14 protein-coding genes are annotated in these 13,957 nt (G+C 69.8%); 10 read left to right on the top strand and 4 right to left on the bottom strand.

What is annotated here, in order from left to right; genetic code table 11:
• Positions 1-24 precede the first annotated feature (24 nt).
• From WFJ97_RS13910 to WFJ97_RS13895, 4 genes are all read left to right on the top strand, one after another.
• The gene (locus WFJ97_RS13910; protein ID WP_247634304.1) at positions 25-504 is read left to right on the top strand and encodes an FMN-binding protein; all 480 of its coding nucleotides are present in this window, start codon (positions 25-27) and stop codon (positions 502-504) included.
• Positions 505-552: 48 nt separating this feature from the next.
• A complete protein-coding gene (locus WFJ97_RS13905) occupies positions 553-1,434 on the top strand; it encodes an FAD:protein FMN transferase (RefSeq protein WP_336641947.1) in 882 nt (293 codons plus the stop codon).
• Positions 1,435-1,449: 15 nt separating this feature from the next.
• Positions 1,450-3,024 carry a flavodoxin reductase gene (locus WFJ97_RS13900; protein WP_336641946.1) on the top strand — a complete coding sequence of 525 codons (1,575 nt, stop codon included), beginning with the start codon at positions 1,450-1,452 and terminating at the stop codon, positions 3,022-3,024.
• 231 nt (positions 3,025-3,255) lie between these two features.
• A complete protein-coding gene (locus WFJ97_RS13895; protein ID WP_336641945.1) occupies positions 3,256-4,074 on the top strand; it encodes an endonuclease domain-containing protein in 819 nt (272 codons plus the stop codon).
• Between the two features lie 210 nt (positions 4,075-4,284).
• Here the strand turns inward: WFJ97_RS13895 and WFJ97_RS13890 are convergent, their stop codons facing one another.
• Together WFJ97_RS13890 and WFJ97_RS13885 are read right to left on the bottom strand one after the other, a co-directional pair.
• Positions 4,285-5,781 carry a sensor histidine kinase gene (locus WFJ97_RS13890; protein ID WP_247634428.1) on the bottom strand — a complete coding sequence of 499 codons (1,497 nt, stop codon included), beginning with the start codon at positions 5,779-5,781 and terminating at the stop codon, positions 4,285-4,287.
• Positions 5,782-5,807: 26 nt separating this feature from the next.
• A complete protein-coding gene (locus WFJ97_RS13885) occupies positions 5,808-6,536 on the bottom strand; it encodes a response regulator transcription factor (RefSeq protein ID WP_247624850.1) in 729 nt (242 codons plus the stop codon).
• A gap of 188 nt (positions 6,537-6,724) precedes the next feature.
• Between WFJ97_RS13885 and WFJ97_RS13880 the strand changes: the two genes are divergently transcribed.
• Both WFJ97_RS13880 and WFJ97_RS13875 read left to right on the top strand, forming a co-directional pair.
• Positions 6,725-8,209 (top strand): ABC transporter permease, encoded by a 1,485-nt coding sequence (locus WFJ97_RS13880; RefSeq protein ID WP_336641944.1) that lies wholly within the window; start codon positions 6,725-6,727, stop codon positions 8,207-8,209.
• A 41-nt stretch (positions 8,210-8,250) separates the two neighbouring features.
• The gene (locus tag WFJ97_RS13875; RefSeq protein WP_247624848.1) at positions 8,251-8,976 is read left to right on the top strand and encodes an ABC transporter ATP-binding protein; all 726 of its coding nucleotides are present in this window, start codon (positions 8,251-8,253) and stop codon (positions 8,974-8,976) included.
• 59 nt (positions 8,977-9,035) lie between these two features.
• Here WFJ97_RS13875 and gndA read toward each other — a convergent pair whose 3' ends face one another.
• The gene (gndA, locus tag WFJ97_RS13870; RefSeq protein WP_308194263.1) at positions 9,036-10,490 is read right to left on the bottom strand and encodes an NADP-dependent phosphogluconate dehydrogenase; all 1,455 of its coding nucleotides are present in this window, start codon (positions 10,488-10,490) and stop codon (positions 9,036-9,038) included.
• A 186-nt stretch (positions 10,491-10,676) separates the two neighbouring features.
• On the opposite strand from gndA, the gene WFJ97_RS13865 reads away from it, so the two are divergent.
• Together WFJ97_RS13865 and WFJ97_RS13860 are read left to right on the top strand one after the other, a co-directional pair.
• Positions 10,677-11,705 carry a D-2-hydroxyacid dehydrogenase gene (locus WFJ97_RS13865; RefSeq protein WP_440747269.1) on the top strand — a complete coding sequence of 343 codons (1,029 nt, stop codon included), beginning with the start codon at positions 10,677-10,679 and terminating at the stop codon, positions 11,703-11,705.
• Positions 11,706-11,745: 40 nt separating this feature from the next.
• Positions 11,746-12,240: a gluconokinase gene (locus tag WFJ97_RS13860; RefSeq protein WP_247956578.1), complete on the top strand. Its 495-nt coding sequence runs from the start codon at positions 11,746-11,748 to the stop codon at positions 12,238-12,240.
• A gap of 4 nt (positions 12,241-12,244) precedes the next feature.
• Here the strand turns inward: WFJ97_RS13860 and WFJ97_RS13855 are convergent, their stop codons facing one another.
• Positions 12,245-12,370, bottom strand: coding sequence for a hypothetical protein (locus tag WFJ97_RS13855; protein WP_281731609.1), 126 nt, complete (start codon positions 12,368-12,370; stop codon positions 12,245-12,247).
• 229 nt (positions 12,371-12,599) lie between these two features.
• Here WFJ97_RS13855 and WFJ97_RS13850 point away from each other — a divergent pair, with 229 nt between their 5' ends.
• Together WFJ97_RS13850 and pth are read left to right on the top strand one after the other, a co-directional pair.
• Positions 12,600-13,208, top strand: coding sequence for a 50S ribosomal protein L25/general stress protein Ctc (locus WFJ97_RS13850; protein WP_247624845.1), 609 nt, complete (start codon positions 12,600-12,602; stop codon positions 13,206-13,208).
• Between the two features lie 100 nt (positions 13,209-13,308).
• Positions 13,309-13,890: an aminoacyl-tRNA hydrolase gene (gene pth / locus WFJ97_RS13845; RefSeq protein ID WP_336641943.1), complete on the top strand. Its 582-nt coding sequence runs from the start codon at positions 13,309-13,311 to the stop codon at positions 13,888-13,890.
• Positions 13,891-13,957: the final 67 nt, after the last annotated feature.

The raw sequence follows: 13,957 nt of genomic DNA, 5'->3' as shown, positions 1-13,957 counted from the left end.
CGACACCGAGCCGGGAGGACCACCATGATCCGCACGACCGTACCGACTTCCGTCCGCAAGGGATCCGCCCTCGTGGGCATCGCCGGACTCCTCGTCCTTGCCGGGTGCGCGACCACGCCGACCGACACCGGCGGGACGACCGACAGCACCTCCGGCACCGACAGCGCGACCGGCTCGGAGTCCTCCTCGGGCGCCGACGCGTCGTCGTCGTACGCCGACGGCACCTACACGGCGGAGGGCTCGTACCAGACCCCCGAATCGGTCGAGACGATCTCGGTGACCCTCACCCTCGCCGACGGCGTCGTCACCGACGTCGAGGTGACCGGTGACCCGCAGGCGCGCGAGACCGAGCAGTACCAGGGCGCGTTCATCGACGGCATCTCCGAAGAGGTCGAGGGCAAGGCGCTCGACGACCTGAACGTCAGCCGCGTGGCCGGATCCTCGCTGACGAGCGGTGGGTTCAACGCCGCCGTCGACGACATCAAGGAGCAGGCCGCAGCCTGATCCCCGACGGTGATCTGGCGATGGTGACGTGGTCGTGGTGATCCGGCGATGGTGATCTGGCGATTCGAGGCGATCGGCACGCGCTGGGAGATCGAGTCGGCCGACGAGCTGTCGGCGGACTCCCGCGGCGCCGTCGATGCCGTGATTGAGCGCTTCGACCGGGAGTGGTCGCGGTTCCGCCCCGACTCCGATGTCACGCGCCTCGCGCGCGAGGGCGGCATGCTCGCCTCTCCCGACGCGGGGGCGATGCTCGATGCGTACCGCGAGCTGTCGGATGCGACCGCCGGGGCGGTCAATCCGCTCGTGGGGGAGAGCCTCGAAGCCCTCGGTTACGACGCCGACTACTCGCTCACCGCCGCAGATCCGGTGATCGCGCCGGCCGATTGGACCGAGCGGGTGCGGTGGACGACGGGCACGGCGGCGGTCGCGCATCCCGCACTGATCGACGTCGGTGCGCTCGGCAAGGGGCGTCTCGTCGACCTCGTGCGCGATGCGCTGAGCTCTGTCGCGGGTGACCTGATCGTCGATGCCGGCGGAGACCTCGCCGTGCGCGGCGCTGGTGCCGACGGCGCCGGTGTGCGCATCGGCCTGGAGCATCCGTTCGATCCGTCGCGGGCGATCGGCGTCGCTACGATCCGTGACCAGGCCCTGTGCGCCTCGGCCATCAACCGCCGGGCCTGGGGTGACGGACTGCACCACGTGCTCGACGCCCGTACTGGACTGCCGGTGCGCACCTGGGCGGCGACCTGGGCGATCGCACCCGACGCCATGACCGCGGATGCCGTCGCCACCGCGCTCTTCTTCGACGGCGGCCCCGAACTCGCCGCCCGCTGGGGCGTCGAGTGGGTGCGCATGAGCACTGACGGCCGAGCGCAGCGCTCACCCGGGTGCCCCGTCGAGATCTTCACCCCCACCCGTTCGCCCCGATAGGGAAGAGTCGAGCTCATGAACCGTTCCTTCACCGCCGCGCGGCAGCGCGTGCTCGCCCTCCTCGGGGCCCTGTCGATGTACCGGCTGGTGCTGTTCGCGCTCATCGCCCTCGCCGTCATCGCCCTCGGCCTGTCGGCGCTCGGGGTCATCGTCTCGCCCACACCGGTCGAGATCGTGGTGTCGTTCCTGGTGCTCGCCGTCGTGATCTCGGGCGTGGATGCGCTGGTGCAGCGTCTGCTCCGCCTGCCGTGGCGTATCGAGTCGTCGCTCGTGACCGCGCTGATCCTGCTCTTCGTCCTGCGCCCGGGCGTCGATGTGCAGGCGATCCTCGGTCTCGCGATCGCGGGCGCCGTGGCGAGCCTGTCGAAGTACCTGATCGCCTGGCGCGGACGCCACATCCTCAACCCCGCCGCGTTCGGCGCCGCCGTCGTCTCGATCGTCGGGTCGTTCGGGGCGTTCTCGTGGCTCGGCACCTCGGCATCGTGGTGGGTCGGCACCCCGTCGCTCACGATCCCGGTCGTGCTGCTCGGTCTCGCCGTGCTGTGGCGCACCGAGAAGGTGCGGATCGTGCTGCTGTTCCTCGTGATCGCTCTCGCCACGTCGGTGCTGCGCCAGTTCGTGCAGGCCCAGCAGGCCGGCCTCGACGCCGATCTCGGCACCGCGTTCTCGTTCGCGCTGCTGCAGTCGCCGTTCCTCTTCCTCGGGGCATTCATGCTCTCCGAGCCGCTGACGCTGCCGCCGCGGCGTTGGCAGCAGTTCTCGGTCGCCGCGGTCGTGGGCGTGCTGGCCGGCTGGCCGATCTCGATCGCCGGGCTGTTCACGCTCGGCCAGGAACGGGCGCTCCTCATCGGCAACCTCGTGGCCTTCGCGTTCGCGGTGCGCGGCTCGGTTCGCCTGGTGCTCGAGAAGCGCCGGTTCGTCACACCCACCGCGCAGGAGCTGACTTTCCGCGCGAAGGGGAAGGTGTCGTTCCTCCCCGGGCAGTACCTCGAACTCGACGTGCCGCATCACCGCCCGGACGCACGGGGAACCCGCCGCGAGTTCAGCATCGTCTCCGCTCCGGCCGACCTTCCGACGCTGCGCATCGCGTACAAGAACGGCGATCAGCAGCATCCGTCGTCGTACAAGCGCGCCCTCGCCGCCGCCGAATCGGGCACGACGCTCGCGGTCACCGGCACCTGGGGCGACTTCCTGCTCCCGCGCGGCGAGAGCCCCGTGCTGATGGTGGCCGCCGGCATCGGCGTCACGCCGTTCGTCTCGCAGCTCCGGCAGCTGCAGGCCCAGGGCGTCGAGCGCGACGTCGTGCTCGTGTACGTCGCGGCGGAGGCCGCCGAGCTCGCGTTCCGCGACGAGCTTGCCGCGACCGGAGCGCGCGTGGTCGTGTTCACCCGAGACCAGCCGCACGACCTCCCGCCGCACTGGACCTGGGCGCACGGCATCCGCCTCGACGCCGACGGTCTCGACCGCTTCGTGCCCGACATCGCCGATCGTCATGCGTTCATCTCGGGTCCGCCGCGCCTGATCGCCGACCTCGCGCCCGCTCTCCAGCGCGCCCGTGCCCTGACGACCGACGCCTTCGCCGGGTACTGACCCGCGCGCGGTGCGCGCCGTCTCAGCCGACTGCAGCCCGCCGCACGTGCGCACCTGCCCGGAGGAAACACGTCCGCACGGGCGGATGCCGGTTTTCACCGTGCAGACGTGCGCACTCCGTGCAGGTGTGATGCGTGCACTCTTTCTGCACTACGGAGCAGCTACGAGAGTTCTTCGCGCACGCGGCGGGAGAGCACTTCGCTGCTCGTCGAGATCGGTGACGATGGTCGGATGCTCTCGCCTGCACATGTGATCAACCACAGCGGCGGCATCGCCCGCGGCACCTTCCTGCAGCGTTTCGGTCTGACACGGTTCCACGTTGCGCGAGCCGTGCGCGACGGGACTGTCGTGCGCGTGCGGCGAGGGGAGTTCGCGACTGATCGCACCGCCCCGGAACTCGTCGCCGCTGCTGCTCACGGAGGAGCGCTCACCTGCACGGCGGCGCTGCGGATGCACGGGATCTGGGTGCTCGATGATGATCCGGACCTGCATGCGTGGCTCGGAGAGAACGGACGCGTCCATCACACCGGATGCGACTGTGTCAGCCATTGGTTCGAGGGGGCGACGGTTCTTGGACTGGCGCCGGTCGAAGACGCGCTGGTGCATGTTTACGCCTGTCGCGGGGCGGAGGCATTCTTCGTCGCTCTCGAATCGGCGATGCGTCAGCGCAAGATCGGGTCGGCCAGACTGTTGCGAGCGCGGCTGCCGGCGTCCGCGCGATGGCTCATCGACCTCGCTCGGTACGACGCAGGCAGCGGCCTCGAGTCGCTCCTCCGGTTGCGGCTGCACCACCTCGGCATGCGCCTGGATTGCCAGGTGAAGATCGAGGGTGTGGGGCGGGTCGACTTCGTCGTCGGCGGGCGACTCATCCTCGAAACCGACGGGGCTGAGCATCATGGTGACCCCGCGCAGCGGCATCGGGATCTGCAGCGCGATGCCGCCGCATCCGCGCGAGGATTCGAGACGCTGCGTTTCGACTACGCCCAGGTCGTGCACGACTGGCCCGTGGTCGAGGCGGCGATCATCGCCGCACTCACCCGGGCGTCCTGACGTTGCGTGGCCTCGCTCATCTGCACGGCCGACGCACGTCTGCACGAAGCACACGGCGGATGTTCCGTGCAGACGTGACTTCTCCGTGCAGACCTGCGACCCCGACGCCGTGCGGCCCCGACGCCGTGCGGCCCCGACGCCGTGCGGCCCCGACGACGAGCGGCCCCGACGACGAGCGACCCCGACGCCGAGCGACCTCACCGCCCGCCCCTACGCCTCGCTCGCCTCCGACGTCTCACCCTCGGCCGCCGCAACCGCGGGGTTCCGGGGCAGACGCACCGTGAAGGTCGTGTCTCCGGGCTCGCTGGCGACGGAGATGAAGCCGCCGTGCCCCTCGACGATGGCCTTCGCGATCGCGAGCCCCAGACCCGTGCCTCCCGTCTGGCGGGCCCGCGAGCTGTCGCCCCGCGCGAAGCGGGCGAAGAGCTCGTCTCGCACGACCGGATCGATGCCGGGACCGTCGTCGTGCACGCGCAGCACGGCCTCATCGTCCTCCTGCGCGACCGACAGGGTGATCGTCGTGCCGGCGGGGGTGTGCGTCCGCGCGTTGGCGAGCAGATTCGCGACGACCTGGTGCATGCGCCCGCTGTCGCCGACGACGACGACGGGCTCATCGGGCACCTCGATGTTCCAGTGGTGATCGACGGCCGTCGGCCGGGCATCGGCCAGACTCTCGAGTGCGAGCTGCGTGAGGTCCACGGTGCCGTAGACCAACTCGCGCCCCTCGTCGAGACGTGCCAGCAGCAGCAGGTCCTCGACCAGGCGCGTCATCCGCAGCGACTGGGCCTGGATGCGCTCCAGAGACGTGGTCGTGCCCTCGATCGCCTCCGGTCCGTGCGCCTGCCCGAGAGCGCGCAGCGACAGCTCGGAGTAGCCCCGGATCGAGGCGAGGGGAGTCCGCAACTCGTGGCTGGCGTCGGCGACGAAGCGCCGCATCCGCTCCTCGTTCTTCTGGCGAGCGGCCAGCGAGGTGTCGACATGATCGAGCAGCTTGTTCAGCGATGCGCCGACGAGTCCCGCCTCGGTGCGCGGATCGGCCTGAGACGCGGGGATCCGTTCGGTGATCGACACCTCCCCGCGATCGAGGGGCTGGTTGGCCACGCGGGTGGCGGTCGCGGCGACCGCCCGGAGCGGTCGCAGCCCCACCCGGATCGTGATCGCCGTCGTGAGGGCGAGCAGGATGAGCCCGCCGATGGTCGCGAGCGCGATCACCGTGAGCAGCGCGGTGAGCTGATTCTGGATCGCCTCGCGGGGGAGGCCGGTCACGACCACGACGCCGGAGGGTGCCGTCGACGCGGTCACCCGGTACGAGCCGAGACCCTCGATCGTGACGTTGGCGACGTGCTGGCCGTTGAGAGCATCGGCGATCTGCACGAGCTGCGCCGAGGTGAGGGCATCCGTCCCGCCCTCGAAATCGTCCGTCGAACTCGGCACCACGACACCGTCGATTCCGGTCGCCGGGTTCTGGATCGCCACCAGGAGCCCGGGTTCGCCGCCACCGCGTCCGATGATGTTCTGGGCGGTGACGAGGTCGGGAGAGACCTGCTTGATGATCCGCGACACCGAATCCGCATAGCCGTAGATCCGCTCGCTCAGCTGGTCTTCGAGCGTCTTCCCCAGCGTCGCGCTGGTGATCACGGCCACGATCACGAGGATGAGCGAGACGAACCCGATGACGGCGGTCATCAGCCGCGTCTGCAGGCTCATCGGCCGACGCGTCATCCTCGTCTGGGTCACTGCGGGGCCTTGATCATGTAGCCGACGCCGCGCACGGTGTGCAGCAGGGGAGTGCGTCCGGCGTCGATCTTCTTGCGCAGGTACGAGATGTAGAGCTCGACCACTGACGACTTGCCGCCGAAGTCGTAACTCCACACGCGGTCGAGGATCTGGGCCTTCGAGAGCACGCGACGCTCGTTCCGCATGAGGTACCGCAGCAGCTCGAACTCGGTCGCGGTGAGCTCGATCTCGGTGCCGTCGCGCACGACCTCGTGGCTGTCCTCGTTGAGGGTGAGATCGGCGACCCGCAGGATCGACTGTCCGTCGTCGGCCATCGCGTGGCCGGTGCGGCGGATGATCGCACGCAGGCGGGCGATCACCTCTTCGAGGCTGAAGGGCTTCGTCACGTAGTCGTCACCGCCGGCGGTGAGGCCCGCGACCCGGTCGCCGACGGCATCCTTCGCGGTGAGGAAGAGCACGGGTACCAGGCTCCCGGATTCGCGCAGGCGCCGCAGCACGGCCATCCCGTCGAGGTCGGGCATCATGATGTCGAGCACGAGGGCGTCCGGCTCGAACTCGCGGGCGACCTGGAGCGCCTCCATGCCGGATGACGCGGTGCGCACCTCCCAGCCCTCCATGCGCAGGGCCATCGCGAGCAGGTCGGTGAGCATCTGCTCGTCGTCCACCGCGAGGATGCGCAGCGGGGTGCCGTCGGGGCGGCGCAGGTCGGGGAGATCACTGGTCATGCACTCATTCTGCGGAACCTCCTATGGGGTTTCTATGGAGCGCGCTATGCATAGCCTGTGAAGATCGGATGCCGTCGTCCCCCCATCCTGTCATCCATAGCGTCTTCATCACCGTGCCTTCGAATCCGCATAGACCGCGTTCCTAACGTCGTCTCTGGCACCGCGACCTCCGCGGCAGAAGGAGAGAGATGTACGGAACATATCTGCGGCGCGAACTCGCGGGCCGCAAGAAGCAGACGACGATCGTCGCGATCGGCCTCGCCATCGCGATCGGACTCGTGATCATCGTCAACGCCCTCACGGCGGGCGTGCGCGACGCGCAGGCGCAGGCCCTCGAGTCCGTGTACGGCGTCGGCACCGATCTGACCGTCACCGGAGCTGCGGTGGAACCCGGGGAGGGCGGTGGCCCGCGCTTCGAGTTCGACGCCGACTCCGGCGAGACCGAGGGCGATACGACCACCCTCAACCAGTCCACGCTGAGCACCGATTTCATGCGCGGCACGCTGGAGGCCTCGGTGCTCGACACCGTCGCCTCGACCGAGGGCGTCTCGGCCGCGACGGGCGCACTGAGCCTCACCAACTCCACCTTCTCGGGCGAACTCCCCAGCGGTGGTTTCGGACAACAGGACGGCGCGACGCAGGGCGAGCAGGGACAGATGCCCGCAGAGGGCCAGGCTCCTCCGCAGGGTGGATCCGATGGGGCGGGCGGTGGCGCGTTCGGCGTCGATTCCTTCACCGTCCTCGGTATCGACCCGGCGGCGACGGCGATCGGACCGCTCGCCTCGGTCGAGGTCGGCGACGGACGCGCGCTCGACGCCGACGACAGCGGCGCGCTCGTCGCCCTCGTCGACAGCACGTACGCGACCACGAACGACATAGCCGTCGGCGACACGATCGACGTCGCGGGGTCCGACGTCGAGGTGGTCGGCATCCTCACCTCCACCTCGGATGCGGCCGACACCGCGGCGAACGTCTACCTGCCCCTCGACACCGCGCAGGAGCTCTCGGGCGCCGGCGACGTGATCTCCACCGTCTACGTGCAGGCCGACTCGGCATCGTCGATCGACGCGGTGCAGGCGGCGCTCACCGACGAGCTGCCCGATGCGACCGTCACCTCGCAGGCCGAGCTCGCATCGAGCGTCTCGGGCTCGTTGTCGAGCGCGACGTCGCTCATCACCAACCTCGGCACGTGGCTCTCGATCATCGTGCTGGCGGTCGCCGTGCTGCTGTCGGTCCTGCTGACCCTCTCGGGCGTCGGGCGCCGCACCCGGGAGTTCGGCACCCTGAAGGCGATCGGATGGTCGAACGGGCGCGTCGTGCGCCAGGTGGCCGGGGAATCCATGGTGCAGGGCCTCATCGGGGGAGCGGTCGGCCTCGTGATCGGCATCGCCGGGATCATCGTGATCAACGTCATCCGGCCGACGGTCGCGGCGGGCGCCGCGGCCACCGAGGGTACGCAGGGCGGCCCCGGCGGTATGGGCGGGCCGACGGGCGGGGGAGGGATGTTCCAGACCACGCAGGCGGCCGACATCGTGCTGCAGGCCCCCTTCACCCCGTGGGTGCTCGTCGCCGCGGTCGGTCTCGCGGTGCTCGGCGGCCTCGTCGCCGGTGCCTTCGGCGGCTGGCGCGCCGCCCGCCTCAGCCCGGCCGAGGCTCTGCGGTCGGTCGCGTGATCGCGCCGCCCACGACAATCACGACAGACCAGGAGAAGAAGATGACCATCACCGACACCACCGCCACCGCTTCGGAGACGGATGCCGCGGCGCCGCTGTACCGCGCCACCGGCGTCACGCGCACCTACGCCCAGAAGGGGCGCACGGTGAAGGCGCTGACCGGCGTCGATCTCGAGATCGGCACCGGCGAGTTCGTCACGATCCAGGGGCCGACCGGCGGAGGGAAGTCCACGCTGCTCCAGCTGCTCGGCGCGCTCGACCGCCCGTCCTCCGGCTCCCTGACCCTCGGAGGCACCGAGCTCGCCTCGGCATCGCCGAAGGAGCTCAGCCGCATCCGGGCCGAGGAGATCGGGTTCGTGTTCCAGGGGTTCAACCTGATCCCCACGCTCACGGCCGCCGAGAACGTCGACATGGCGCTCGAACCGACCTCTCTCGACCGGGCCGAGCGACGCCGTCGCGTGACCGAGGCGCTCGCGCACGTGGGCCTCGCCGACCGCGGTGATCACCTGCCCACCGAGCTCTCGGGGGGTCAGCAGCAGAGGGTCGCGATCGCGCGGGCGATCGTCAAGCGCCCGCGCGTGCTGCTGGCCGATGAGCCGACGGGAAACCTCGACGAGAGCATGCGCGATGAGATCCTCGCGCTTCTCGAAGGGCTCTGCGCCGAGGGCATCACGATGATCGTCGTGACGCACGACTCGGCCGTCGCCCGCCGCGCCACCCGCCGGTTGCGGCTCTCGAAGGGGACCGTGCAGGACATCACGAAGTAGGCGGACGCACGAAGGGCCCCGGCGTGATGCCGGGGCCCTTCGTGTGCGTCAGCGCGAGGTCAGTGGGTGTCCTCGGCCTCGATCTCGGTGCGGTCGCCCGACCACTGCGTGTGGAAGGTGCCTTCCTTGTCGATGCGCTTGTAGGTGTGGGCGCCGAAGAAGTCGCGCTGACCCTGCACGAGGGCGGCGGGCAGGCGGTCGGCGCGGATGCCGTCGTAGTACGACAGCGACGACGAGAACGCCGGAGCCGGGATGCCGGCCTGCGCGGCGGTCACGACGACGCGGCGCCAGGCGGACTGGCCGCGCGTGAGCGCCTCGGCGAAGTACGGTGCGGTCATGAGCACCGGCAGCTCGGGGGTCTCGGCGTAGGCGTCGGCGATGCGGTTCAGGAACTGTGCGCGGATGATGCAGCCGCCGCGCCAGATCTTCGAGATCGCCCCGAGGTCGATGTTCCAGTCGTACTCGGCGGCGCCGGCACGGATCTCGTCGAAGCCCTGCGAGTAGGCGACGATCTTCGACGCGTACAGCGCGAGGCGCACGTCCTCGATGAACTGCTCGGTGTTCTCGGCCGAGACGGTGAACTCCTCGTCGGGGCCCGGGAGGGCGCCGGCGACCGCGCGCTGCTCGGGGTGCGACGAGAGCGAACGGGCGAAGGTCGCCTCGGCGATGCCCGAGACGGGAACGCCGAGCGAGAGGGCCGTCTGCACGGTCCATGCTCCGGTGCCCTTGGCGCCTGCCTGGTCGAGGATGACGTCGACGAGCGGCTTACCGGTCTCGGCGTCGACCTGGCGGAGCACCTCGGCGGTGATCTCGATCAGGTACGACTCGAGCTCGCCCTTGTTCCACTCGGCGAAGATGTCGGCGATCTCGGAGGGGCTCTTGCCCGTGCCGCGACGGATGAGGTCGTAGGCCTCGGCGATGAGCTGCATGTCGGCGTACTCGATGCCGTTGTGCACCATCTTCACGAAGTGACCGGCGCCGTCGTGGCCGACGTGCGTCACGCAGGGCTCGCCCTCGGCGATCGCCGCGATGGACTTCAGGATCGGGCCGAGGGTGACCCACGACTCGTCCGAGCCGCCGGGCATGATCGAGGGGCCCGTGAGGGCGCCCTCCTCACCACCGGAGATGCCGGCGCCGACGAAGTTGATACCGGTCTCGCGCACGGCCTTCTCGCGACGGATCGTGTCGGGGAAGTACGCGTTGCCGCCGTCGACGATGATGTCGCCGGGCTCGAAGACCTCGACGAGCGAGTCGATCACGGCATCCGTCGGGCCGCCGGCCTTGACCATGATGATCGCCGTGCGCGGCTTCTGCAGCGAGTCGGCGAACTCCCGGTAGGACTGCGCCGGGATGAAACCGGCCTCGGGGTGCGCATCGAGAAGGCTCTGGGTCTTCTCGTAGCTGCGGTTGAAGATCGCCACCGTGTTGCCCTCGCGGCTGGCGAGGTTGCGGGCGAGGTTCGACCCCATGACGGCGAGTCCGACGACTCCGATGTTGGCTGATGCTTCGGGCACAGAAGGCTCCTCGATCGTGAAGAAGGGTTGTTCTCAGCGTATCGCTGTCACCGGGGACCCGTGCGCGTGTGTCTCGGTTTGCGTCAGCGACCGGCAGGGCGCCGCTCCGGGGGCCTCTACGCTGGATGCAGACGGCGTCTTCGAGGAGGAATCAGCGTGGTGCACAGCGGACCCAGACTGCGAGCGGTGGTAACGGTGCCGTTGCCCGAGGAGCAGTGCCGACTGATCGAAGAACTCGAGCCCCGGCTGGAGGTCGTGCGCGACCACTCGCTCGTGCATCCCGCGCGCTGGCCCGCCGACTGGTCGGGGGATCCCGACCACGTCCGCACCGCCGAGCAGCAGACGGCCTTCGACGCGATGGTCGACTCCGCCGATGTTCTCTTCGGCATCCCCGATGTGGACGCGGCGGCGCTCGCCCGCACCGTGCGTGCGAACCCCGCCCTGCGCTGGGTGATGACGACGGCGGCGGGCGGAGGGGCGTCGGTCAAGGCCGCGGGTCTCGACCGCGCCGAACTCGATCGCGTCGTCTTCACCACGAGCGCGGGCGTGCACGGCGGCACGCTCGCCGAGTTCTCGGTCTTCGCGGTGCTCGCCGGGGCGAAGGGACTTCCCCGGCTCCTCGCCGACCAGCGCAGCCGCACCTGGCCGGATCGCTGGCAGATGCGTCAGCTCGACGAGATGACCGTGCTGGTCGTCGGCCTCGGCGGCATCGGAGCGGAGTGCGCGCGCCGCTTCCACGCGCTCGGCGCGACCGTGTGGGGCACGACCCGTTCGGGCGAGCCGGTGGATGGCGTCGACCGTCTGATCCCGCTCTCCGAGCTGACGGATGCCGTGGCCCAGGTCGACGCGATCGTCGTGACCCTGCCGGGCACCGAGCAGACCCACCACCTGATCGGCGCCGACGTGCTCGCCGCCGTGAAGCCGGGACTGATCCTCACCAACGTCGGTCGCGGCACGGTCGTCGACGAGGCCGCGCTCCTGACGGCTCTCGACGACGGGCGCGTGGCGTTCGCTGGCCTCGACGTGTTCGAGCAGGAGCCGCTCGCCGATCAGTCACCGCTGTGGAGTCATCCCCGGGTCCTCGTGAGCCCGCACACGGCGGCGATCAACGCGAACGAGGAGGAGCGCATCGCGCGCCGCTTCGCCGACAACGCCTCCCGACTGCTCGACGGTCGACCGCTGCGTGCGGTCGTCGACACCGTCGAGTTCTACTGAGCGGAACTCTCTTGCGCGCGTTCGACGGAGGAGGAGTTCGATGACCGTGCGAATCATCGTGATGGGGCCGAGTGGCTGCGGCAAGTCGACGGTGGGCCTCGCGCTCGCCGAGAGCATCGGGGCGCGGTTCATCGATGCCGACGACCTGCACCCGATCACGAACGTCGACAAGATGGCCGCCGGCATCCCGCTCGACGACGACGATCGGATGCCGTGGCTCGGCGTCGTGGGACGGGCGCTCCAGGCCGACGATCGGATCGTCATCGCGTGCTCGGCGCTGCGTCGCATCTACCGCGATGCGATCAGGGCGGAGTCGTCCGATGCGTTCTTCGCCGAGCTGACCGTCGACAGGGCGGCGCTGGAGGAGCGGATGCGTGCCCGGACCGATCACTTCATGCCGGCGGCTCTGCTGGACTCGCAGTTGGCGACCCTCGAGTCGCTCGAGAGCGACGAGAACGGCATCCGCGTCGAGCCGGCGGACGTCGAACGCAGCGTCTCGCTGATCCGGGCGGCGATCGGGGACCCGGCCGCCTGAGGCGTCAGTCCTTGCGGTAGCCGGAGCGGCCGAGCGAGAACAGTGCGGCGAAGCTGGCGATCGTGGCGCCGACGGTCATCGCGCCGATGACCCAGAGGATGACGTGCGAGAAGAAGGCTCCGTCGAGCATGAGGGGTCTCCGTGATCTGCGAGAAGGCGAACGGTGTCCCCAGCCTATCGGGTGATCCGGTACCATTGATCGAGTACCTCGGCGAGGGATGATTGCGCGCGTGCGCGAGCGTCCGTTATCGACGCGGCGATGCGAGTCCCCGGTGGCTTTCCTCACGTGTCCATGTCGAGAACACGACAACACAGACCACCGCGCGGCGCAATCGCTGCGTGCCCCGAAGGAGAACCTCATGTCTGAAGACACCAAGGTCCAGGCCGAGCTGCGCAACAGCTTCGGCAAGGGCTTCGCCCGCCGTCTGCGCGCCGCCGGCAAGATCCCGGCCGTCATCTACGGCCACGGCACCGAGCCCGTGCACGTCGCACTGCCCGGCCACCAGGTCTCGCTCATCATCCGTCGCGCCAACGCGCTGCTCGAGCTCGACATCGAGGGCACGCCGCAGCTCGCCCTGGTCAAGGACGTCCAGAAGGACCCCGTGCACCAGATCATCGAGCACATCGACCTCCTGGTCGTGAAGAAGGGCGAGAAGGTCGCCATCGACGTGCCGATCGTCGTCACCGGCGAATCGGCTCCCGGCACGATCGCCAACCTCGACGCGACCACGCTGTCGATCGAGGCCGAGGCCACGCACATCCCGCAGAACGTCGAGGTCTCGGTCGAGGGCCTCGAGGACGGCACGCACATCACGGCTGCCGACGTGAAGCTCCCGAAGGGCTCGACGCTGCTGACCGACGCCGAGGTGCTCGTCGTCGCCATCTCCATCCCGGCCCTCGAGGTCGAAGAGGACGAGGCGCCCGCCGAGGGCGAAGAGGCTGCCGCCGAGGAGCCCGCCGCGGAGTGATCTCCGGCTGAATCACCGACAGAGGGGGCGCGATCCGATCGCGTCCCCTCTGTCGTACCCCGACCGGGCGGCCGCTGCGCCCGTGCGAGAGGATGAGGACATGACTTCCCCCTGGCTGGTGGTGGGGCTCGGCAATCCGGGTCCGCGCTACGAGGCGACCCGTCACAACATCGGGCAGATGGTGGTCGACGAGCTCGCCGCGCGCCGCAACGAGAGCTTCCGCGAGCACAAGGGCGGAGCGCGCGTCGTCGAGACCTGGCTCCGACCCGGCGGCGACAAGCTGGTGCTCGCGAAGCCGAACACCTTCATGAACGTGTCGGGCACGCCCGTGGCGGCCCTCGCGCGCTTCTACTCGGTGCCGGCGGAGCAGATCATCGTCGTGCACGACGAGCTCGACATCCCCTTCGACACCGTCAAGCTGAAGACCGGGGGAGGGCATGGCGGTCACAACGGCGTGCGCGACATCGCGCGCGCGATCACCACTCCCGATTTCCCTCGTGTACGGGTCGGCATCGGGCGCCCCGTCGGACGCCAGGATCCGGCGGACTGGGTGCTCTCGCCGTTCGGCAAGGACGAGAAACCCAACCTGCCGATCCTCGTCTCGGATGCCGCGGACGCCGTCGAGCTCCTCATCGGCGAGGGACTCCTCGCCGCCCAGCAGAAGCACCACGCACCGCGCTGAGGCGCAGGGCGCGGAGTCGTGCTGTGCAGGGTGCGGACTCGGGCTGCGTAAGGCGTCGCGTCGTGCT

Source organism: Microbacterium sp. USHLN272 (assembly GCF_037149655.1).
In the GTDB taxonomy this organism is placed as follows: Bacteria; Actinomycetota; Actinomycetes; order Actinomycetales; family Microbacteriaceae; genus Microbacterium; species Microbacterium galbinum.
Note: the sequence above shows the minus strand (reverse complement) of the source record. Positions and strands in the feature narration are given on the sequence as shown.